This window comes from Enterococcus pseudoavium NBRC 100491, assembly GCF_001544295.1.
Lineage (GTDB): Bacteria > Bacillota > Bacilli > Lactobacillales > Enterococcaceae > Enterococcus_A > Enterococcus_A pseudoavium.
In genome coordinates this window covers 17,987-40,584 of the sequence record NZ_BCQF01000010.1, presented here as the reverse complement: position 1 = coordinate 40,584, position 22,598 = coordinate 17,987, and the positions used below count along the sequence as shown (strand labels likewise).

Sequence of the window (22,598 nt, the reverse complement as noted above, 5' to 3'; positions counted from 1 at the left end):
GAGATTTTTCCTTGAATAACTGAAAAAAGTAATAACCTGTTATAGCTTAAAACTATAACCTCGATTATACTTATTGAAAAAAGGGGGGATTAGATGCGTTTACAGCAATTAATTTATTTTGAAAAAATTATTGAAAAAGGCTCAATCAATGAAGCGGCAAAAGCGTTGTATTTAACTCAGCCGAGTTTATCTAACGCATTAAAAGAACTGGAAAGCGAAATGCACGTCCAATTAGTGATCCGCAACAAACAAGGGATTCTACCGACTGCGGAAGGACGAGAATTCTTGATCTATTGCCGGCAGATTTTAGATCAAGTCAATCTCTTAGAAGAAAAATTCAAAAATGAACCCCTCCGAAAACAAAATTTTTCCGTTTCGGCCCAACATTACGCCTTTGTCGTTCATGCCTTTGTGGAACTATTGCGAACAGTAAGTGCGGAGGAATATAATTTTACGTTGCGAGAGACTGAAACGGAGAATATCCTGGATGATCTCACTAGCTTCAAAAGTGAATTGGGCGTGCTTTATTTGAATTCCTTCAACCAGCAAGTTTTAAGAAAGCTTTTCAAAGAAAAAAATCTAGTTTTTACGCCCTTGTTTGAAGCCAAACCCCATGTTTTTGTCAGCCGTAGCAATCCCTTAGTCGCCAACAAATCCTTAACTCTGGCTGATCTGGAAGGCTACCCTTACTTATCTTACGAACAAGGGGAAAATAATTCGTTCTATTTCTCAGAAGAAATTCTCAGCACTTGGGAACGTAAAAAAAATATCAAAGTTAGCGATCGTGCCACGATCTTTAATCTAATGGTCGGATTGAACGGCTATACCATCAGCTCTGGGATAATCAGTAGCGAATTAAACGATGACAAAATCGTCGCGATTCCTTTAGAACACGATGATGTGATCACATTAGGCTGGATCAAACAACAACAGCTTGAGCTGAGTCCGCTAGCTCAGAACTATTTAGAATTACTGAAAGAACATATTCGGGGGTATGGATTTGAAATTATTCCTTCATAACAAAGTCAATCCGCACCTCTAATAACGATTGATCCCGACGTTCGCTAAAGCATAAAAAAACAGTACTTGTTGGAAAACAAGTACTGTTTCGCTATTATTTTTATTCAACGACTTCTTTGGTTTCACGCATAAAGAATGCCGCTCCGACTGCACCGACCAAGACAATCGTGCCGGCTACATAACAAATTTGGATCAATCCTTGATCAAAAGCGTTCACCACCATTTTTTGCAACTCATGGGCAAAGGGAGCTTTGCTTAAAGCCTCCGAAAAAGCAATTTGATGACCGGAAAAAGGCCCCGCATTGATTAAACCATTGGTTAATTTCGCCGGTAAATGGAGACTAGCTGCCTGTTGATTGACCACATCCGCATAGCGATTGGACTCAACCATCCCTAAGATCACGACCCCAAAGCTCGTTCCGAATTGCCGAAAGACATTCAAGAGACCAGAAGCCATTCCCATTTCATGAGGCGCTACGCCTTCTAACCCAGCCGAATTCAAGACCGGATTAACGATCCCATTCGCGATACCGATCATGACTAACGTTGGCCATAGCTGAGCATAACCCATTGTGGGCGATAATTGGCCGATCAAGAAGATGAAACCGACACCGCTGACTAATAAGCCGGCAACGATCATCCATTTTTTTGAGAATTTATTGCCTAAGATTCCTACAACGGGTCCTAAAATCAATGACCAAACGGATAACGCCAATTGACGAATCCCCGTATCAAAGGCCGACCAACCGATATAATTTTGCATCAAGACCGTCAAATACGTATTGAAGGCGTAAATCCCAGAGCCTAAAGCAAAGGCGACTAAAACTGAACCGATGAAGTTGATATTTTTGAACATTTTTAAATTCATCATCGGATTTTTGACTTTGGTTTCGACGAAAATAAATAACACCAATAAAATAATTGCTAAAAGCAGCCAGCCACCGACTGCCGGTTTTGTCCAAGCCCAGTTGACATGGGTCTCTTTTTGGATCAAGCCATAAATAGCACTGAATAAAGCCGCAGCTGATAACAGCATTCCCATAAAATCAATTTTTTGATCTTTTCCATAACTCGGCGTTTCATTTACAAAACGTATCGTCATTAACACTGCGATGATTCCAATCGGTAAATTGATAAAGAAAATCGATTCCCAACCAAATGCATCTACCAATAAACCACCGACTAACGGACCCGAAGCTGACGACAAGCCAATCACTGAACCTAAAATACCTAGTGCCAAGCCCCGCTGTTTCCCGTCGAAGTTGGAAGCGACTAAGGCCATCGATAGCGACATCATGCCGGCTCCCCCGATCGCTTGAACGCCACGACCAAGATCCAAAACTAATAAGGAAGGGGCAAAACCGTTCACGACTGAAGCGATCACGAACAAAATCAAACTGGCTAAAAAGACTTTTTTACGACCGTACATATCCCCCATCTTGGAAACAATCAATAACGTCACCGCAAATACTAGCGTATACGCATTTAGAACCCATTGCAATTGAGTAAAGGGGGCATCAAAGGCCTTTTGCATCGTTGGTAGTGCGACATTGACGACCGTCACATCTAAGAGTCCCATAAAAACGCCTAAAGACATGGCGACTAATGAGAACCATTTTTTTGAAGATTTTTCCATAATTTGTTATCACTCTCTCTATCAATCTTGTTGATCCTTCGCTGGTTTGCGATCAGCGATTTGTTTATTGATCCATGTTCGTTTGGTTTGGGCCATTTGGATATCCAGCTCGTAAGCTTCTGCCAATATTCGAAAGCGTTCCGCATTTTCCGGAAAACGTTCTTGGTGGGCGGCCATATCTTCCTGTGCCTGCTGATAAAAAGCTAGATCTTTTTCAATGAACAGCTTGAATTCATTCAAAATAGCCAATTGATCCGCCAATGTGACACTATCCAACGAACGAAGTTTAAAATGAATCATATCATTGCGCTTTGCGTCAGAGGGGATTTTTTCTTTCATCAATTCGATAAAACGAGCTACACCTTCTGAAGTGATGTGCCATAATTTTATTTTTCGTCCTTCTTCATAAAGCCTAGAAGTGACCAATCCATCTTTTTCCAGTCTTTCTAATGAAGGATACAGAACTCCACTCGAAACCTTACGCATCGGCTGCAAAGCGGATCCGACAATTTTTTGCAATTTATAGCCGGTTTTGTCCCCGGTAATCAAGGAACCTAACAGTAATAAATCGTACATTTTATCCTCCTTTCGACGAATTAGAATAAGTCTTTTAGACCTATCGACTTGCTTATTATAAGTCTTTTAGACACATTGTCAATTAAAAAATTTTTAGTTCTCATCCTGTTATTAATGAAGGACTTTTCTCTTTAATCCTAAAAAAGACCTTGCGCAGGTTCATTCTCACCCGACTTTCACCAGCGAGAACCAACTAACACAAAGTCTCAAAAATTTTAATAACTTAAGCCGAGCTGATGGATCAATGACTCAAATGATAATATTCTTCTTCCACTTGCTGCATTCTCGCCCGTGTTTTTTGATTGTACCAAGGAGAGACGGTGAAGGCGATGACATCGTTGATCAAATAGACCGAGCTGTTGACAAACATCGCCAAGCTGGCGGATCCATGGATGAAAGAGACATACCACAAAACCATTTGCGCCAACCCTGAAGCCAGCCACCAGAAATATTGATTGTTGTACCGTAAAAAACTAATGATCCCGGCGCTTAAACTGATTGAAAAAGCGATCGCATCGATCCACGGACGCGGATCATCGGTAAAGCGTTGCATCAAATAACCCGAAACAAAATAAACCAAGACAGTGCTGACAATCGCCACGATCCAGGTTTTCCCTTTAAACTGACGGATTTTTGAGGCCATGTTATGATTCCATTCTTTACTCAACAATACGGGAATATCCAAGGTAAGCATATATGCGATTTGCTCACCGATACTTAAATAATTTTTGGCTGAAAAGCCGACATAAATAAAGCAGATGGCCGAAATAATACCTAAAATCCCATTGACCGATTTCGCAGCGTTGATGGATAAAATGCACAGGACACCTAAAGTCGTTCCGCTAAAGGTGATCACTGTCAATAACGTGAGGGGCTGATTGACCAACGTCATAAGCTGACAGCCGAGACTAAAGAAAAATAAATAATAATTTTGTTGCGGCCAACCTTTTAATTGGTGCAATAAAAACTTGAAATAATTTAACATAATTGGCTCCTTCTATAAAACAGTCGTTCTTTTTTTATCTTGAAAAAAGGAAAGATTAAAAAATTCCTTTTTCAATCTTTCCAGCTGAATAGTAGTTCGCCGGTTTTAATGCCAACTGATTCAATTTAGCCGTCTCCAGCTTGATTTGCTGGATCACCGCCGCTGAGGCTTGGGGATCGGCCACAAAATCATATTGGTCGCCATCAATTTGGATCTTCGGACAAATATCAAAATTTTCATACCATTGTTGATAGCGCTGATTGACTTGGCGATAGTACTCATACAATTCTGGATTCGTGGCAATTTGTTCATACTCCCGGCCGCGTTTTTCGATCCGTTCCAACATTACGTCAAAGGAAACTTTGATATACACCAATAGATCTGGGCGCTTCTGGGGTACGACCTGCTCTAATTCCTTCAACATCGTGTTCAATAAATTATCATATTGCAGTACCTCAGCCTGACTGACGCGACCTAAATCTGCATTTAAATGAAACAGCAGACTATCCTCGTAAATCGTCCGGTCTAAGACATTGTCGGCTTGCTTCAATGCATCCTTCATGGCTAAAAAACGTTTATTTAAAAAGAATACTTGCAGCAAAAACGTATATTTTTCTGGATTCGAGTAAAACAACGGCAGCACTTCATTGTCATCTACATTTTCATAAAATGGTTTTGAGTTCATTTCTTGTGATAACATATCCGTCAAACTGCTCTTCCCTGCACCGATCGTGCCAGCGATTAATAACATCGTTTCATCCGTCCCTTCTTACAAAACTAAATTTTTTCTTTCAAATCCTTGATCATACTACTCCTAATTTTTTTTGAAGTAAAGTCTAGATTTTGTATCATTTTAGTGATATGCAGAATTAGACCACTATATATAGTGGTTGATGAAAAAGCGGTTTCCAAAATTTTAGAATTTGACCCATGCAAAAGGCCACATTCTGAAGTAAACTGTACAAAGTACCTTGATAAACGCATCCATGATTGTTCGCCCCAAAAAAACCGACCATCAAAATGAATGGTCGGCTTTCTTTGTATCCGAAATTTTTTAATGATCGATTCTTGCCAATACCTAACTTTTATTGTTCCAGTTCTCCGAGCTCTTGTTGTTCGTTTGTCTGAATAATCAGGGAAAAAGTTCCCGCCAAAACAAAGACTAGGGCAATAAAAGTAAAGGCGCCGTTATAAGTCCCACTCTTATTGACCAACCAGCCAATGATCATCGGGGCACCGAACCCGCCGGATACACCGACTGCATTGATAATGGCATACTTGGTAGAAACTTCTCGTTCATCAAACAATTTCACCGGTAAACTCATCAACGTCGCAAAAGCGATTCCCGCAGCCGCAACGGCTAGACCGAAAAAGAGCATACTCAAAACCAATGAATGACTCCGGGCCAATAGCAAAGCTCCCGCCCCGCCGAATATCGCAGCCACAAAAATCACCTGCTTTTCATGCTTTTTGAAATAATGTTCGATCATTGATCCGGCAAATATTGCACTGATCATCATCACGAAACCGATCAAGGCACTTAAAAGTGCCATCTTATTCATCGTCAAATGAAACTCATCCACCAAGTAAGAAGCCAGCCAACCGGTCATCCCATAAGCTGCCGCATTGATGAAAAAAGCCGCCAGCACCATGATCCAGACATTTCGATCTTTGAGCACTTCCGCAAAAGAAATATTGGCCTGATTCGCGCTAACGAGCGGTTGCCCGGCCGTTTTAGGAATGCCTCTAAGCATCAGCAAGCCAATAACCACAACGATTAGCCCATAAAAGAAATACGTCAGCTGCCAACCGACTAAAGTTAGTAGGGGCACGACTAATAAGGGACCCACGATGCCGGCAAAGCCGGAAGAAGCAATCATTGCAGACTGAACGGAAGCCCTTTTAGCAGGTGCGACTTCTTGCGTCACAAAGGCGCTAACTGCTGAGGGATAACCCGCATGGCCAAACGAGCCGGCCGCAAACCGGATCACCAATAAATACAGCAGTGAAAAACCAAAACCCAAGCAAATCATCAAGACACCGATCAATAAAACCGCAAAAGTCATGATCTTTCGACTGCCTAAACGATTTCCTAAGAAGCCGAAAGGAATTTGAAAAAGTGTATACCCTAGAAAAAAGGCACTCAAGATCAATCCTTTTTGGCCCGCATTGATGCCTAAATCCTGTGCGATGGGGATCACCGATAAACTAATGACATTCTTGTCAAGATAGACACACGTATATCCTAAAAATATTAGGAGCAACGAAGAATTAAGCTTGCCCTTCCCCATTTTCCTAAACACTTTCTAAATAAGCCAGTGCCGCTTCCACATAGACCGTTGCACCAAAAGCTAGAATAGACTCATCAAAAACAATTTTTGGATTGTGTAGCATCAATTCCGTTTCGGCAGCAGTGATAAACATCGTTGTCGTAGAGATTCGATGGCTGATCTCGCCAAAGTCTTCACTATTCATGATTGGCGCGACTAACGGTGATTGCTGCAAAAGATTGTCAGGAAAAACGGTTTCCAATCCGGTTTTAACTGCTTCCGTCACCGCTGGATCAACCACATTGCTACGGCAACCATTCGTAAAATCAACGGTTACTTTCGCACCAAAGGCTTGACCGATGGCTGCTGAAATCTCGACCATCCGTTTTTTGATTTGCTGACGAACCTCTTCTTTCACGGTCCGCAAAGTTCCTTTCATGTAAGCCGAATTCGGGATCGTATTGGATGAGCCAGGTGTCCCACCCACAAACTCACCGATCGTTAAAACAAAGCGTTCCGCTGAACTAATCTCGCGGGCAGACAGCGTTTGTAACGCTTCGTAAATCTTGGTGGCGACATTGATTGGGTCAATCGCAACTTCCGGCATCGAACCATGACTTCCGACCCCTTCAATCTTAATCTCAAACCAATCGGCACTAGCCATAAACGTACCACTCGGCGCTACAATAATTTTTTTCAGCGGCAAATCCTCAAATGGAAAAACGTGGAGCATTGCCCCAGCATCAACTTTAGGATCTTCTAAGATGCCGCCTGCTAAACAATCCTTTGCCCCTTGCAAGATTTCTTCCCCCGGTTGGAAAAGCAATTTTACGACACCGGTTAACTCTGCTTCGCGTTCTTTCAAAAGCTTCGCGGCCCCTAATAGCATGGTCGTGTGCATATCGTGACCGCAAGCATGTACGGCGCCATTTTCTGAACGAAACGGTAAGTCATTATCCTCCGTTAATGGCAAAGCATCCATATCACCTCGTAATAAAAAGACGCGTGGCCCTTGACCAACCGTACAGCTGATCCCCATGCTGCCGCATTCTCTTGGCTCGTAACCGTACTCGATTAATTTTTCCCAAACGAATTCTTTCGTTGCCGGCAAATCCATTCCGACTTCTGGGTATTGGTGCAAGTGACGACGAATCGCCACTAGTTCTGCTTGTAAAGTTTCTTCTTTAATCATTTCCATCTTCATTCCCCCTAAAAAAATCATACCATATTGGGAAAATAGAATGTGTTTTTCTTTTAATTGAAAAAAAACAAAAAAATAATTTCTAAATAATCGGATTATTTAAAAAAAGAGGTATCTGCGTTAACAGACCCTCTTTCCTAGAAATAGTTACTTGATTTTTAATTCTGCTAATTGTTTTTCGATTTCACTTTCTTCCGCGCCCGCTGCTAATAACGCACACGCAGTATAGGCACTCTCTACAAAGGCCGTGTCGAAAAGTTTGACCTTTTTCTCAGTCATTTCGATCGCCATTTCCAAATTCATTTTGGCACTGCCCAAATCATAAAAAGCCAACAACTCCGTCGCAGGATTTTCTTCAATCGCTTGTGAAATCCGTTCCATCGATGTTCCGATTCCACCATCTTCCAACCCACCAGCCGTCGTTACCGGTATATCTTTGGCGACTTCACCGATCAAACGTTTCAAGCCTGCTGGAATTTCTTGCGTATGGGAAACTAAAACTACTCCTCTACTCATTAAAAACACCTGCCTCAAGCATGGATTCGAAGAGATACGCCGATGACATTGCGCCAGGATCGATATGACCGATGGAGCGTTCACCAACATAGGATGCCCGACCTTTTGTCGCTTTGATGTCTTTGGTTTTTTCGACAAATTCTGTTAATTTTGCTGAATCCAACGTACCGTTATTTAAACTATCTACGGCAGGTACCCACAAATCCAGCATAGTTTTTTCGCCAACCTCCGAATTTCCCCGCTTTTTGATTCCGGCAATCGCTGCCGTCAGCAAGATTTTAGGATCGGCACTTTCTTTACTGGCCTTCATCATCTCCATCATCGCCGTTCCATAAAGGGGCCCCGAAGCCCCGCCCACTTTGCTGATCAAAGCCATCGCCGTTGCTTTGAAAATAGCAGGCAAGTCACCGGAAAGATCGGCGGCCATGACCGCATCCATTCCCCGAGCCATATTATTTCCATGGTCGCCATCTCCAATTGGCGTATCCAGTTCACTTAAATAGTCTTTTTTACTTTGGATCTTTTCATTGAATAATTCTAAGGTCTTCCGTAAATTCTCTGGTGTAAACATCCGCTTCGCCTCTTTCATCAAAAAATCACCCGTACTTTGTTACGTTGATTGATTTTGCTATTTTTTTACTAAAAAATTACCAAGCAATCGTGTGGACTGGTTCATTTAGCAAACGTTTGCGTTCGGCATCCAATTTGATCATCGTGATCGATGCCCCCGCCATTTCTAAGGAAGTCATATAATTACCGACTTTAGTGAACGCCAACTCAATCTGGTCTTCAGCTAGAATCTGCTTGGCATCATTGAACAGAATGAATAATTCCATCAATGGTGTACCGCCCATCCCGTTGACGAACAGACCATATTGATCACCCGCTTGCCAGTCGAACTCCGCTTTCAGTTTCCCGATAATCTCTTGAGCGATTTCATGGGAAGGTTTGATTTTTTCCCGACGATAGCCGGGCTCGCCGTGAATTCCGACACCAAACTCCATTTCATCTTCTGCTAAAACAAACCCTGGCTTTCCAACTTCGGGAACTGTTGCGCCAGATAAGGCAATCCCCACAGTCTTGATGTCTTGGACTAATTCTTTCCCATAACTAGCCAACTCAGAAACGCTTTTGCCTTCACGAGCCATGGCACCTAAAATTTTATGCACGAGAATCGTCCCGGCAACCCCGCGACGGCCTTGCGTATACGTGCTGTCTTCGACCGCGATATCATCATCAACTAACACCGAAGCGACTTCAATCTCATCCATTTCAGCCAGCTCTTTTGCCATATCAAAATTCATGACATCGCCGGAATAATTTTTAACGATCAGCAATGTGCCTTTCCCTTTATCGGTCGCCTTAATTGCTTCATGAATTTGGTCGGGGGTAGGTGAAGTAAAGACTTGTCCGCAAACCGCTGCACTCAGCATCCCATCGCCGACAAAACCAGCATGAGCAGGTTCGTGACCACTGCCACCGCCGCTGACTAAGGCAACTTGTTCATAATCATCCGTGCGGGCCACGACTAACGTTTCTGCAACTTGTTTCACATAATCGGGATAGGCTGCAACTAAGCCGCTGACCATTTCTTCCACGACATTTTTAGGTTCATTAATAATTTTTTTCAACTAGACTTCCTCCTTTTATTACGCTAATTTGAATCGAAGGTAATTTTTAACTAATCGGCAGAAAAACAGACGAGGGCAATAGAACATTCTATTCCCCCGCAACCAGTTTAAATTGGTAGAATCATAAACAATAGAGTCGCCAAAATCCCGCCAATAATAGGGCCTACAACCGGTACCCAAGCATATCCCCAGTCAGAATCACCCTTGTTAGGAATTGGTAAAAAGGCATGCGCGATCCGCGGACCAAGGTCTCGCGCAGGATTGATGGCGTAGCCAGTGGTCCCGCCAAGTGACAGTCCGATCACTAAAATCAAAAGTCCGACTGCGATTGGATTCAAGCCTTGACCGAATTTATTCATTCCGAAAGTCAACAAGGCAAATACCAACATAAAGGTCCCGATAATTTCACTGACTAAGTTGGCACCTAGACTGCGAATCGCTGGGCCAGTGGCGAAGACGCCTAAAATTGTCGCGGAATCTTTTGTTTCTTTCCAATGAGGATAATATTGAATATAAACCAAGATCGCTCCGATGATCGCTCCGATCATTTGACCAAGGATATAGGGAACTACTAAATCCCAACCAATATTTCCCGCCAGCGCCATACTGATGGTGACTGCCGGATTCAGATGGGCAAAAGACATATAACCGGATGCATAAGCTCCGATGGTAACAGCCGCTCCCCAGCCCATCGTGATAGCGATCCAACCAGCGCCTTCCGCCTTACTTTTCCGTAAGCTAACACCTGCAACAACTCCATCACCTAATAAAACCAAAATCATCGTACCAATAATTTCTCCAATAACTTGTGTCGCCGTACTTGTGTCCATTGATATTTCCCCCCTATTTTTTTAGCTCTGATAAAATGCTGTTTATCTTTACTTGTGGGGACACTCCACGGGACTTGCGGAACCTCCCCACAACAAGTAGTTAGTGAAACGTAAAGCTTTATTCCTTCGGTTGATGTTTGTATTGCATTGTCGCTTGAACGGCTTCTTGCCAACCGGCATAAAGATCATCCGTTACTGCTTGTTTCATCTCCGGTTCGAAACGTTGACCATCGGCAGCGAATTTTTTGATTTCATCAATATCTTTCCAATAGCCCACCGCTAAACCGGCTAGATAAGCGACACCTAAAGCCGTTGTTTCCAAATAAGGCGCCCGCTCAACCGGCGTTTGTAAAATATCGGCTTGGAATTGCATCAATAAATCATTTTTCGAAGCACCACCATCTACCCGCAGCATCTTGATCTCGGTGCCAGCATCTTTACTCATCGTCTTTACGACATCCGCCGTTTGATAGGCTAAAGATTCCAGCGTTGCTCGGATAAAATGTTCTTTCGTTGTTCCGCGAGTCAGACCAAAAATCGCTCCCCGTGCCTGTTGATCCCAATATGGCGCTCCGAGTCCAGTGAAGGCTGGAACGACATAGACATTTTCGCTACTATCCACGCGTTTTGCATAGTCTTCAGATTCTGGAGCCGTGTTTACCATGCGCAAACCATCCCGCAGCCATTGAATCGCAGAGCCGGCCACAAAGATACTTCCTTCTAAAGCATAGGTAACTTTCCCGTCAATCCCATAACCAATCGTCGTCAATAAACCGGTTTCAGAAAGGATCGGTTTTTCGCCAGTGTTCATCACGATGAAGGCTCCGGTACCATAGGTATTTTTGACCATACCTTTATCAAAAGCCAACTGACCGACAAGTGCAGCCTGCTGGTCTCCGGCCATTCCACCGATTGGTACTTGATTGCCATAAAAATGGTAATCTTCCGTATAACCGTAAACTTCTGAATTTGATTTGACTTCTGGCAACATTTCTTTTGGAATATCCAAGAGATCTAAAATTTCTTGGTCCCACTCCAAATCGTAAATATTGTACATCATCGTCCGGCTGGCATTCGTGTAGTCAGACACATGGACCTTGCCACCTGTCAATTTCCAAACAAGCCAAGTATCGATCGTCCCAAATAATAATTCCCCATTTTTAGCGCGTTCGCGAGAACCTTCTACCTGATCTAAGATCCATTTCACTTTAGTCGCTGAAAAATAAGAATCAATCAATAAGCCAGTCTTTTTCTGAATCATCTCAGAATGACCTTGTTCTTTTAATTCATCGGCAATCTCGCTAGTTTGTTTTGATTGCCAGACGATCGCATGATAGATTGGATGGCCGGTTTCCTTTTCCCAAATGACCGTTGTTTCCCGTTGGTTGGTAATCCCGATTCCTTCAATTTGATTCGGCTTCAAGCCGCCTTCAATCAAGGCCCCGGCAATCACTGATTGGACTGAATTCCAAATTTCATTCGCGTCATGTTCGACCCAGCCTGGTTTTGGAAAGTGTTGGGTAAATTCTTTTTGCGAAGAACTGACTTCCTTACCTGCCTTGTCGAAAACGATTGCTCTACTTGACGTGGTTCCTTGATCGATTGACATGATATAAGACTCCATGTTTCCACTCCTTTATATTATAAATTTTAGTGCTTTTTTAAATCCGTTAATTGGGTTTCGTTGATCTGCTGCTCTAATTCTGCTTGGTATTTTGCTTTGGTGGCTGCATCCCAAGCGAAATAATTGGCCATTGCTTCAACCACCGCCTCTTTGATCTCCATTAAACGGTGACTGATAAACAACATATAATTGGTCCGTCGTAGTAAATAATCGACGGGCGTCAGCGTCATTTCTGATTCCAAGGCATACCGCAAGGACATCGATTCTGCTACTGTCAGACCTGCAAACGCCCCTTGATCCTGCAAAGCAAAAATTTTTTCTGCATTAGAACCGTAAAGATCGGCGATCAAACGTGCTTCTGCTGGCGTTAACCCTTGTGCTTCGCCTTTTTTGGCAAATTGGGCTAATTCTTCATCGACATTTTTAGGATCAAGCTCCCCGCCAGAAACGGGGTAGTGGGCTGAATCGATCAGCTGATACTTACGATCCAATAAATCAATGATCCGCTCCATCGCTCCTGTAGCCATCAAGCGATAATCCGTCAGCTTCCCGCCTGATAAAACCAATAAACCATCTGAAGCAATCCTCAAATCACTGCCGCGGGAAACGGCTGAAGGATTGTCCTTGGGCTCTTCTTTGGCGGCTTCGGTAATTGTCTTTTCAACTTCAGGGCGCGATTGATTGCCCTTAGCGTAATCCGTGGCGGCCTGGATGATTTTTTCAAAATTCTCATCGCTGATTTTTTCTTTTTGCGTGCCATTGTAATCACCGCCAGCATTCCCAATCAATGGTCGCAGTCCGGCCCAAGCCGCTTCGATATCATCGATCGTTAAGTGCACCTCAGGATAGCGTCGGTTCACGATTTTCAATAAATAATCGACATCTTCTTGTTCCACGGTCGGACGATCATAATCCCCTTGATAATCGGTATCCGTTGTTCCAAAGTAGGTCTTATCTTCTCGCGGAATCACAAAAATCATGCGACCATCATTTTCACCTGTATCAAAATACGTTGGTTGTGGCACCTTTAATTTTTCACCAGCAACAACTAAATGTACGCCTTTTGTCGGCCGCAGATTGGGTTTATGATTGATTTTTCCATCCAATTGATTTACAAAATCTGACCATGGTCCAGCCGCATTAAGCACCAATTTACTACGAATGGTGATCGCTTCTTCCGTCAATAAATCCTGCGCTTTTACACCCGCTACTTGACCTTTGGCATCATGGCTGATTTCGGTTACTTTCATGCGACTAACTGCCACCGCACCATCTTCCACCGCTCGCTTGATATTTTCAATCACTAAGCGGGCATCATTATTGCGATAATCCAGATAAACGCCACCACCCAATAAATGATCGGACGCCAACTGCGGTTCCCGCTCTAAGATTTCTTCTTTACTCAACAGATAATTCGCATACTTGCCGCCGGTAATCCCCGCTAAATGATCGTATAGATCCATCGCAACTTTGACGGAAAACAGATTGAAGGTTGATCCGGGTTCATCAAAAATCGGCAAAATCATTGGATCCGCTTTCGGAATATGGGGGGCAATTCCTTGAATGATCGCTCGTTCCCCTACTGTCTCCGCGACTACCTCAACATCAAAAGTCTTGAGATAGCGAAGACCCCCGTGGACTAGTTTAGTCGAACGGGAGGACGTTCCTTCAGCAAAATCTTGCATTTCAAGTAAAGCCACAGAAAGTCCAGAGGCCGCCGCTTGCAGCGCTACGCCGGCTCCCGTGATCCCGCCCCCGATAATCACTAGGTCAAACTCTTCCTGCGCCAATTTTTGAACCATTTTGGCTCGCTCTCGAAAAGAAAACACCTGTAAACACCTCACTCTTTTTTATCTTAATCCTAAACATTTAAGCCATTGTTACTATATCGACCAATCATCTGAAAAGCAGACTGATTCATAGCCAGCAACTCATTTGTCAGAGTCTACCATTCATATTTTTTTCTGTTAAAAATATATTCTCTCTGACCTCATAAAAATAGTGTAGCACAATAAAAAACGCTTTCAAAAGAATTAGATTATAATTTAATGCACAATCTATCATTCTAATGGGTCATTTTGCTGAACTGAGTTCAAATCAGGCTCTTTTCTAAAAAAAATCCGTAAAAGAACTGACTAACGTTCGCCCTTAAGCCAAACAAGTCGTTCATTTTTACGGATAATTTTTTTAGCGTTCTTTTCTGGCGCGTAATGCCGATAAAATCGAGACGGTATCGACGACCTCCTGCAAGGCGGCTCCTAATAGCGCTGGGATTACACCGGTACTAGCGATTAACATCAAGATCACGCAAATCACGATTCCCAGCAAAACAGATTGGCGGGCGATCTGCATCGTATCTTGTGATAAACGCACAGCCGTCGCAACACGGCTCAGATCATCTTTCAAGATTACCGCGTCCGCACTTTCACTAGCCGCCGTGGAGCCATGCGCCCCCATTGCGATCCCAATATCCGCAACGGCTAAGGCTGGGGCATCATTAACCCCATCACCAACCATGATCGCAGGTCTTTCCGACTTGGTTAATGTGTTAATGACCTTGATTTTTTCAGCCGGTAAACAGTCTGCATGGACTTCTGAGATGGCAACTGTATCAGCAATCTGCTGTGCAATGGCGCGCTGATCACCAGTTAGCATGATCGTTTTCTTCAGCCCTAGCTGATTCAATTCTTTGATCGTCGCGAAAGCTTCAGGACGTACGATATCTTTAAAAGTAATAAAGCCAATATACTGATCAGCTAATGAGACATAGACTGCCGTAGCAGATTCATTGAGATCGGTAGGCGCACCGACAAACGCCGCTTTTCCAACCCGAATTTCTTTGCCATTCACTTGGGCTTTAATCCCTTGGCCGGTGATTTCTTCTAATTCTTGCGTCGGCAGTAAGTTAAGCTGCTTTTCCTGAGCATAAGTCATTAGTGAGCGAGCTAAAATATGACTGGATTCTTGCTCGCCGCTCGCCGCATAGATAATCAATTCTTCCGGCGAAACCTCACCCACAGTTTGGATCGTTTCAACCGAAAGACGCCCTTCCGTCAATGTGCCGGTTTTATCAAAGGCAATGCTTTTAGCTCGAGCCAATTTTTCAATCGTCGTTCCAGTTTTTACTACGATTCCGTTTCTGCTGGAGCGACTCATCCCAGCAACTAACGCCACTGGTGCGGCTAAAATCAAGGGGCAGGGTGAAGCTACCACCAAGACTTCAGCAAAACGAACCGGATCTTTTGAGACAAACCAAGCAACCCCGCCGATTAAATAGGCAATCAGGGTAAAAGGGACTGCGTAACGATCCGCCAAACGGACAAAATGAGCCGGTTTTGCTTCCGATTCTTTGACTAATTTTACCAGTGTTTGATATTGACTGTCCTGCGCTGCTTTAGTGACTTTATAGCGCAAGGTATTGTCACCATTGACCGACCCCGACATCAATTCCGCATTGGGCCCCTTTTCCACTGGACGGGATTCACCGGTCAGCGAAGCTTCATCCACAAAAGAGTCGCCCTCCGTGACCCGACCGTCAACGGGCACGATTTCTCCTGGTTTGACTAAAACTAGATCGCCTACTTGAACTTCTTCCAACGCCAGATCAGTCAGTTCAGCCCCATCAATCCGATGAGCAATTCGCGGCGAATTATCTAGCAGTGAACGCAATTCCCGACTCGCTTGATGATTGGCGTAGTCCTCCAAGCTATCCCCACCTGTCAACATAATCAAGACCACTAAGCTCGCCCAATAATCACCCACTAGTAACGTCGCAATGATTGCGGTGATCGCTAAAATATCGATGCCATACTTGCCGGAACGCAGTGTTTGAATCATCCCGCTCAACATTGAAATTGTCGTAATCCCACCCACGATTGCAATAAGCCAAAAAGCCCATTGATTTTGTTTAAATCCGAATTCCAAAATTAATGCCGCTATCCCCACCAACGCGGTCAATAAAAATTTCTTTACATTACTCATCCTGTGCGCCTCCATCTTTCTTCATAATCAGGTTAGCACTAGGATAATCTAAATGAAAACAGAAACGCTCAAATGAGAAAGATAATCATTAACAACTTGATAAAAGCGATTTATATATTAGAATGATTGTAATTAAAAATAGATTTCTACGTTTGCGACAGACGAGCACTGACGGATCAGTCGATTAAAAAATTTTACTTCACTAAGTCTATGACGAGCTGAACTTTTGAAAAGCCCAGCTCCTACCAAATACGACCAAGCCCATCCTTTCAAAAATAGACATAAAAACAGCCGCTTTTTTCAAGCGGCTGTTCCTCTTTAATCGATTTTCATCCATACGGGTTCAAACTGATTGCCATCAGGATCAACAATTTCTAAACTAAACATTTGCTCTTCCGGGATTCCCATCTCAACAGTATGGTAATCGCCGCCATTGGCTTTTGCGACCTCTGCCAATTTCCTGACCGCTGCTGGACTCTCCACTGAAAAAGCCGTCAGTGTACCACTTTGGGTTTGGGTATCTGCGATTTTCTTGCCTTTTAGAAAGAGGTTATAAAAATCATGGTCTAACAACATAATCCAAAAATTATCATCCCACATCATCGAACTAGTTTGCCGATTGGAAAACTCCTTATTTTGCTTAAATCCCAACTTTTCATAAAATTCTGTGGAGGCCTGAACATCTTTCACGGGGTAATTGACAAATACCATTGTTGCCATCTCACTCACTCCAATCAAATTTTCTTCTATTATGCCGGATAAGCGCTTAGCAAACAAAGAAAACGCTTGCGATAAAATGATTTTATTCGCTTACTTGCTCTCCAGTTCCGCTCCATTGCTGGCTATCACGTTTTTATACCAAGTAAAACTGTCTTTCTTACTGCGATTAAAGGTGCCCTTTCCTTCATCATCTTTATCCACGTAAATGAAGCCGTAGCGTTTCGACATTTCCCCCGTGCCGCCAGAAACTAGATCAATACAGCCCCACGGTGTGTAGCCAATTAAATCGACCCCATCCTCAAGTGCTTTGTTCATTTCCTCAATATGGCGGCGAATGTAATCGATTCGGTATTCGTCATGAATCGAGCCATCCGCTTCGACTTTATCGACCGCTCCTAAACCATTTTCCACGATCATCAACGGTATTTCATAACGATCATAAAGTTCGTTCAACGTGAAACGCAGGCCAATCGGGTCAATCTGCCACCCCCATTCGCTGGTTTCTAAATAATTATTTTTCACACCGCCAAATAAGTTGCCGCCGACCCGATCAGCGCTTGCTTCAATATTCGCAGTCACACAGCTGGTCATATAGTAAGAGAAGGTGTAATAATCAACGGTTCCGGCTTTTAGGATCTCCTCATCACCCGCTTCAAATTTCACTTCAATATTATGCTTAGCAAAATAACTCTTCATATAGAAGGGATATTTCCCTTTGACTTGGACATCTCCGCAGAACCAGTTTAACTTCTTCATCAATTCTTGATTGGCTAAAACATCTTCTGGTTTACAAGTCAATGGATACATCGTCATGTAAGCCAACATACAGCCGATTTTAAAATCAGGATTGATCTCATGACCGATTTTTACTGCTTTCGCACTAGCCACAAACATATGATGCAGTGCTTGGAAACGCCGAGCTTCATCATCTTCTTCAGCCAAGATCCCCAGCAAATTGCGGCCGCCTAATGGCAAAGTACCAAAATTGATTTCGTTGAAGGTCAGCCAGTATTTAACTTTATCTTTGTAACGTTCAAATAATGTCGTTGCATAGTTGACGAAAAAATCGATCGTCCGGCGATCAGCAAAGCCGTCATAATTTTCAGCCAAAGCATAAGGCAATTCAAAATGACTGATCGTGACTAATGGTTCAATGCCATATTTTTTGCATTCATCAAAAACTTTGTCGTAAAAAGCTAAGCCCGCTTCATTCGGTTCTGTCTCATCCCCTTTTGGAAAAATCCGTGACCAAGCAATACTTAGGCGGAAAACTTTAAAGCCCATCTCCGCAAACAGCGCAATGTCCTCTTTGTAACGATGATAAAAATCAATCCCATCATGACTCGGGTAATATTCATCCGCTTCAATTTCCGTTGTCATTACTCGATATTGCTTCTTGCCGCCCGAACGCATGTGATCCTGGATACTTGCACCTTTTCCGTCAACGTCCCAAGCACCCTCGCATTGATTCGCAGCAGTCGCACCGCCCCATAAAAAATCTTTTGGAAATGTCATTAGTCGTTCCTCTTTTCTATTTTTTGGCGTGATTTCGCTTGCAAAAACGTCAAAAACCCGTCAACAAATAAAGCGTTCTTCACGCTCAATTTATCAACAGGTTTAGCTTGCGAGTTGCAATCACTATCCATTTGATTGTATTTCTAGAAAAAGTATAGCATTATAAACTCCATAAATGCAAACGCTTTTTTAAGATTCATTATTAAAAAAATTTCGCCGGATTTCTGTAACTTGTTGTTTTAGCTCCAACGCATTCTTTTTAGCTATTTCCAACGAGTTAATCAGATTATCACAGGCGGTAAGGACCCCGTCATCTGGCTTTGGTGGATTTAGTAAGGACTTGATATCTTGTTTTTCATTGTCGATTGCATTCAACATCCGCAGAATTGCCGCTAGAGAATACTTGGCTGAGCGCAATGTTCGAATAATTTTCAACCGTTTAATGTCTGCTTCATCATAGATGCGATAGTTATTTTTTCTCCGTTTGATCGTCAACAGACCGTTGCGTTCCCAATTGCGCAAAGCTTCAGAGGTCACACCTAAAGATTCGGCGGCCTCGGTTCTGGTTAGATAGATATCGGCGGATTCCTTTTTACCGGCGAGAAGTTCTTCCACGACTTTAATCACTTCATGGGCAGCAAAAATTTCCTGATCAACTAAATTGAGATACTGACTAAGCAGTGCCTGGGCTTCTTCAAAATTATAACGTGCCACAGCCTTGACCATCTCTACCATGGTGATGCGCAAACCGGATTGTAGCACTTCAATCTGAAAAGCGGTCCGAGCGATTTTGATCGTCTCAATATGATAGTCGGTAAAAATTCGATAACCGTTTTCCCCTCTATCAGGAATCGGGATCAACTCCCACTCCTCATAACGGCGGATTGTATTGGGATGCAGCCCAACGATTTTTGCTACTTCAGAAGTACGATAGGTTTTCATCAAATTTCCTTTCAGTCACGAACAAGAATAATCAGCTCATGTAACGCTCTGGAGCAGCTAGTATAAAGCAGCGTGCTCTTTTGCAACAGCTGATCAGAGCAAAAATCCGGCAAGATCACCTGATCAAATTCCAAACCTTTAGCAAATTGGGGCGTAGTCAGGATTATGCCTTCCACAATTTTCTTCGTGTCCTTTTCAAAGCGAGTGAAGGACTCATTGGGAAGTTCGGCTTCAATCCGTGCGACTTCTTGGCAATTCTGACAAATTATACCACAAGATTTGTAAGAACTATTTCTAAAATCAGCCAGTTTTTGCTGGAGAACATCTTTTTGATAATCGATCAGCTCGACTTCTTTGCCGTGCCGCTGGATGGGTTGAATTTTCTTTTCTTCAATGAACCGTTGAGCAAATACCATGATTTCAAAGCTAGAACGATAACTCGTGTGAAATTCTAACAAGCGCGATTTCGGCAATACCCTCTGAAGTTCCATTAGAAAATCCGGGTCACTAGTAATCAGCGACTGATAAATATCGCCACAAAGCGTTTTTTGACAAGGAAACAAGTGCTCGATCACCCAAAGCTGTAACAACGAGTAATCTTGCATTTCATCGATGACTAAGTGCTGGATCTTTTTATTGGGCTTGATTCCTTCGATCATCAAGCGGAAAAATATATACGGAAAAAGATCAGAATAATAGATAACGTTTTTTTCAGTTGCATATGCCAATTTATTGGCTGAAAGAAACTGATAATAATCTGCTAAACTGCCCGTTGTGTTGAGTTTTTGCTTGAAATGTTGCTCCAGTTGTTTCGAGAATTTTTCACGCCGCACATCGATCACTCGTTTACTGAGGAGCTTGGCAACAGTTTGAATGATCTCAAAGAGGCTTTGCTCTGGCTGTTGATCAACCAATCGTTTGATCTCTGCTGGCGTGATCACTTGATCCGCGATCACGATTTCTGCTGAAGAAAAACTAGCCTTTAACTGTTCATAATGATTCTTGATTAAAGCAAGAAAGGCTTTTGATTGTTTATACCGGTAATTCTCGGCTTGCACTGACGTCGGATGCTCCAGTGCTGCTTTCAGCTCGTCGTGGCGATCGGTCACCTGATATTTTTCAGCGATAAAAAGACTCCCTAACTTTGTGATGTCAATCTGCGGCAATTCCTCTTCTCCTAATTCCGGTAAAACAGTTGCGATATAATCCGCAAACACTTGATTCGGCGAAACAATCAAAATATCCGCAGCCGAAAGCTCCTCTTTTTTCTGGTAAAGTAAATAAGCCATCCGATGGAGCGCGATGGAGGTCTTGCCCGAGCCCGCCACACCTTGAATAATTAGATTTTTAGTTTTAGTGTCCCTGATCGCCGCGTTTTGTTCTTTTTGAATCGTATGAATAATGGTCTTCATTTCATGGGAAGTACTCTTTCCTAACTCCCGCATTAACAGCTCATCATTGATCGCATCGTTGGTGTCCACGACGAAGTTGATCCGGCTGTTTTTGATTTCAAATTGGCGTTTCAATCGTAATTTCCCATAAAATTTCCGGTGCTGTGATTCATAATAGGCCTCGCCGAGCGAAAAATCATAATAAAGTGAAGAAATAGGTGCCCGCCAGTCATAGATCAGTTGTTCGCCAGATTGATTTGCAAAGCCGTATCGTCCGATATAAAAGTCTTCTACCTCTTCCTCTTCAGCAAATTGAAAAGCAATCTTGCTAAAATAAGGAGTATTTTTTTGATAATAAAGCTTTTTCAAGACATTTGCTTCCATCACACTCCGTTTGTCCAGTAGTGTGAGATTTTGCTGATGATTGTAGACTTCATATTTGTCCAACTCATTCTGATAGTCGACCGTATAGCGTTTCAATTCTTTGTAATTTTCCTCATTAGAATTCAAGGTTGCCTCGACTTCTGTGATTTTCCTTTTGAGTTCTGCCGTTATGTCTGATAAATAGTTCTCTTCAGCAGTTGTTTTCATACAATCATCCCCTTTCGTATCTTTCATCTTAGCAAAGGTCAGCAGGGTTGGTGTAATAGTGGAGGGTTGGAAATAAAAAAATCGGCAACCAACATACAGATAACTTGCGAATCAACGACGCCAAACAAAAAAAGTGTCGCAAAAAAATCTGCGACACTTTTTTGATTACGTTATTCTGTATGATTGATACTTAATATTGAACGGGTGTGGCAGTTTCTTGTAAGACGGCATTTAACTCTTCAATATTTTTCCGTCCTTGTGTATTCATCCATTCGATCGCCGCATCTTTGCCATCAACGATATAACTTTCTACACCGTTTGCCCAAGTGGCCCGGCCACAAAGTACACCGTTGAAGGTTGACCCTGAATTTTTTGCAAAGCGCAAGGTTTCTTGGAACAACTCGGCTTTTACACCAGCACTCAAAAAGATAAATGGTAAATTCGTTGCTTCAGCTTGTTCCTTAAAGAAGTTGGCCGCTTCGGCTTGTGTATGAACGACTTCGCCAGTGGCATAGCCTTCGACATAATTCATGTTGACGGGGACTTCGACTTTCAAGACATCCACGCCATAACGAGGATTAGAAAATTCTTTCATCATTTCGTTGACTTTATGTGGTTTCTTGATCGCATACTCTTTCGAAGTTGCATCTGCGATCTTGGCATCGTAAGAAACCAATTCTAAGAAAAACGGCAGATTTTCTGCTTGACATTCTGAACCGATCCGTTCGATGAAGGCCTGTTTTTGGTTGTTGATTTCTGTAGCTTCATCGACATCATAGTAAAGTAAAAATTTGCACGCATCGGCGCCCGCTTCTTTCAAGCGTTTGACTGACCAAACGGACAAAAGATCTGGCAAACGACCAGGAGTTGACGCATCATAACCCGTTTTTTCATACGCCAGCAATAAGCCCGCGTTTTCGGCTCTAACTTTGGCTGCCGGTAGGCCATATTCTGGGTCTAACAAAATAGCTGAAGCATATTTCGTTAATTGTGAAGAGACGATTTCTTTAAATTCAACGATTTCCGCTTCTTCCGCTTCACTCCCTTTGAATTTTGTGATCATTTTTTTCAAAGCACCCCGTTGATCGATCGCTAAGGCGCCAATAATCCCCTCGTCATTACATAATTGCTTGATATATTGTTTCTTTTCTTGACTTGTTTTCATTCTG

The 22,598-nt window shown here is 42.9% G+C and carries 19 protein-coding genes; 1 reads left to right on the top strand and 18 read right to left on the bottom strand.

The genetic code is table 11. The features are described 5' to 3' along the window. The first annotated feature begins 93 nt into the window (after positions 1-93). Positions 94-1,020, top strand: a complete 927-nt coding sequence (locus EP1_RS06430; protein WP_067625296.1) for a LysR family transcriptional regulator — start codon at positions 94-96, stop codon at positions 1,018-1,020. 100 nt (positions 1,021-1,120) lie between these two features. Here EP1_RS06430 and EP1_RS06425 read toward each other — a convergent pair whose 3' ends face one another. From EP1_RS06425 to lacD, 18 genes are all read right to left on the bottom strand, one after another. Then, positions 1,121-2,656 carry an MFS transporter gene (locus EP1_RS06425; protein ID WP_067625292.1) on the bottom strand — a complete coding sequence of 512 codons (1,536 nt, stop codon included), beginning with the start codon at positions 2,654-2,656 and terminating at the stop codon, positions 1,121-1,123. 21 nt (positions 2,657-2,677) lie between these two features. Continuing rightward, entirely contained in the window at positions 2,678-3,232 is a 555-nt protein-coding gene (locus EP1_RS06420; RefSeq protein WP_067625288.1) for a PadR family transcriptional regulator, read from the bottom strand. A 241-nt stretch (positions 3,233-3,473) separates the two neighbouring features. Then, on the bottom strand, positions 3,474-4,217 hold the full coding sequence (pnuC, locus tag EP1_RS06415; RefSeq protein ID WP_067625284.1) for a nicotinamide riboside transporter PnuC: 744 nt from the start codon (positions 4,215-4,217) through the stop codon (positions 3,474-3,476). Between the two features lie 55 nt (positions 4,218-4,272). Continuing rightward, the gene (locus EP1_RS06410) at positions 4,273-4,968 is read right to left on the bottom strand and encodes a deoxynucleoside kinase (RefSeq protein ID WP_067625281.1); all 696 of its coding nucleotides are present in this window, start codon (positions 4,966-4,968) and stop codon (positions 4,273-4,275) included. A gap of 334 nt (positions 4,969-5,302) precedes the next feature. Continuing rightward, positions 5,303-6,418 carry an MFS transporter gene (locus EP1_RS06405; protein ID WP_245630586.1) on the bottom strand — a complete coding sequence of 372 codons (1,116 nt, stop codon included), beginning with the start codon at positions 6,416-6,418 and terminating at the stop codon, positions 5,303-5,305. A 94-nt stretch (positions 6,419-6,512) separates the two neighbouring features. Continuing rightward, positions 6,513-7,685 (bottom strand): M20 metallopeptidase family protein, encoded by a 1,173-nt coding sequence (locus EP1_RS06400; RefSeq protein ID WP_157065579.1) that lies wholly within the window; start codon positions 7,683-7,685, stop codon positions 6,513-6,515. A gap of 150 nt (positions 7,686-7,835) precedes the next feature. Further along, positions 7,836-8,204, bottom strand: a complete 369-nt coding sequence (dhaM, locus tag EP1_RS06395; RefSeq protein ID WP_067625266.1) for a dihydroxyacetone kinase phosphoryl donor subunit DhaM — start codon at positions 8,202-8,204, stop codon at positions 7,836-7,838. Continuing rightward, positions 8,197-8,775 (bottom strand): dihydroxyacetone kinase subunit DhaL, encoded by a 579-nt coding sequence (gene dhaL / locus EP1_RS06390; RefSeq protein ID WP_067625261.1) that lies wholly within the window; start codon positions 8,773-8,775, stop codon positions 8,197-8,199. Before dhaL ends, dhaM begins: the two co-directional genes overlap by 8 nt. 76 nt (positions 8,776-8,851) lie before the next feature. After that, positions 8,852-9,835, bottom strand: a complete 984-nt coding sequence (gene dhaK, locus EP1_RS06385; RefSeq protein WP_067625257.1) for a dihydroxyacetone kinase subunit DhaK — start codon at positions 9,833-9,835, stop codon at positions 8,852-8,854. 107 nt (positions 9,836-9,942) lie between these two features. Then, entirely contained in the window at positions 9,943-10,665 is a 723-nt protein-coding gene (locus tag EP1_RS06380) for an MIP/aquaporin family protein (protein ID WP_067625253.1), read from the bottom strand. Between the two features lie 118 nt (positions 10,666-10,783). Next, entirely contained in the window at positions 10,784-12,289 is a 1,506-nt protein-coding gene (gene glpK, locus EP1_RS06375; protein WP_067625250.1) for a glycerol kinase GlpK, read from the bottom strand. Between the two features lie 26 nt (positions 12,290-12,315). Continuing rightward, positions 12,316-14,118 (bottom strand): type 1 glycerol-3-phosphate oxidase, encoded by a 1,803-nt coding sequence (glpO, locus tag EP1_RS06370; protein WP_083507505.1) that lies wholly within the window; start codon positions 14,116-14,118, stop codon positions 12,316-12,318. A gap of 358 nt (positions 14,119-14,476) precedes the next feature. After that, on the bottom strand, positions 14,477-16,270 hold the full coding sequence (locus EP1_RS06365; protein ID WP_067625246.1) for a heavy metal translocating P-type ATPase: 1,794 nt from the start codon (positions 16,268-16,270) through the stop codon (positions 14,477-14,479). A 318-nt stretch (positions 16,271-16,588) separates the two neighbouring features. Then, positions 16,589-16,990, bottom strand: a complete 402-nt coding sequence (locus tag EP1_RS06360; protein WP_067625243.1) for a VOC family protein — start codon at positions 16,988-16,990, stop codon at positions 16,589-16,591. Between the two features lie 90 nt (positions 16,991-17,080). Beyond that, the gene (locus tag EP1_RS06355) at positions 17,081-18,505 is read right to left on the bottom strand and encodes a glycoside hydrolase family 1 protein (protein ID WP_067625240.1); all 1,425 of its coding nucleotides are present in this window, start codon (positions 18,503-18,505) and stop codon (positions 17,081-17,083) included. Between the two features lie 189 nt (positions 18,506-18,694). Further along, positions 18,695-19,447, bottom strand: coding sequence for a MerR family transcriptional regulator (locus EP1_RS06350; protein ID WP_083507504.1), 753 nt, complete (start codon positions 19,445-19,447; stop codon positions 18,695-18,697). A gap of 11 nt (positions 19,448-19,458) precedes the next feature. Further along, positions 19,459-21,429: a HelD family protein gene (locus tag EP1_RS06345; RefSeq protein WP_067625233.1), complete on the bottom strand. Its 1,971-nt coding sequence runs from the start codon at positions 21,427-21,429 to the stop codon at positions 19,459-19,461. Between the two features lie 190 nt (positions 21,430-21,619). Then, complete coding sequence (gene lacD / locus EP1_RS06340) at positions 21,620-22,594, bottom strand: tagatose-bisphosphate aldolase (protein WP_067625229.1); 975 nt, start codon at positions 22,592-22,594, stop codon at positions 21,620-21,622. Positions 22,595-22,598 lie beyond the last annotated feature (4 nt).

Coding starts and splice junctions, on each gene's coding strand:
- EP1_RS06430 (WP_067625296.1), top strand. CDS start 94: ATGCGTTTACAGCAATTAATTTATTTTGAAAAAATTATTGAAAAAGGC.
- EP1_RS06425 (WP_067625292.1), bottom strand. CDS start 2,656: ATGGAAAAATCTTCAAAAAAATGGTTCTCATTAGTCGCCATGTCTTTA.
- EP1_RS06420 (WP_067625288.1), bottom strand. CDS start 3,232: ATGTACGATTTATTACTGTTAGGTTCCTTGATTACCGGGGACAAAACC.
- pnuC (WP_067625284.1), bottom strand. CDS start 4,217: ATGTTAAATTATTTCAAGTTTTTATTGCACCAATTAAAAGGTTGGCCG.
- EP1_RS06410 (WP_067625281.1), bottom strand. CDS start 4,968: ATGTTATTAATCGCTGGCACGATCGGTGCAGGGAAGAGCAGTTTGACG.
- EP1_RS06400 (WP_157065579.1), bottom strand. CDS start 7,685: ATGGAAATGATTAAAGAAGAAACTTTACAAGCAGAACTAGTGGCGATT.
- dhaM (WP_067625266.1), bottom strand. CDS start 8,204: ATGAGTAGAGGAGTAGTTTTAGTTTCCCATACGCAAGAAATTCCAGCA.
- dhaL (WP_067625261.1), bottom strand. CDS start 8,775: ATGTTTACACCAGAGAATTTACGGAAGACCTTAGAATTATTCAATGAA.
- EP1_RS06380 (WP_067625253.1), bottom strand. CDS start 10,665: ATGGACACAAGTACGGCGACACAAGTTATTGGAGAAATTATTGGTACG.
- glpK (WP_067625250.1), bottom strand. CDS start 12,289: ATGGAGTCTTATATCATGTCAATCGATCAAGGAACCACGTCAAGTAGA.
- EP1_RS06365 (WP_067625246.1), bottom strand. CDS start 16,270: ATGAGTAATGTAAAGAAATTTTTATTGACCGCGTTGGTGGGGATAGCG.
- EP1_RS06360 (WP_067625243.1), bottom strand. CDS start 16,990: ATGGCAACAATGGTATTTGTCAATTACCCCGTGAAAGATGTTCAGGCC.
- EP1_RS06355 (WP_067625240.1), bottom strand. CDS start 18,505: ATGACATTTCCAAAAGATTTTTTATGGGGCGGTGCGACTGCTGCGAAT.
- EP1_RS06350 (WP_083507504.1), bottom strand. CDS start 19,447: ATGAAAACCTATCGTACTTCTGAAGTAGCAAAAATCGTTGGGCTGCAT.
- EP1_RS06345 (WP_067625233.1), bottom strand. CDS start 21,429: ATGAAAACAACTGCTGAAGAGAACTATTTATCAGACATAACGGCAGAA.
- lacD (WP_067625229.1), bottom strand. CDS start 22,594: ATGAAAACAAGTCAAGAAAAGAAACAATATATCAAGCAATTATGTAAT.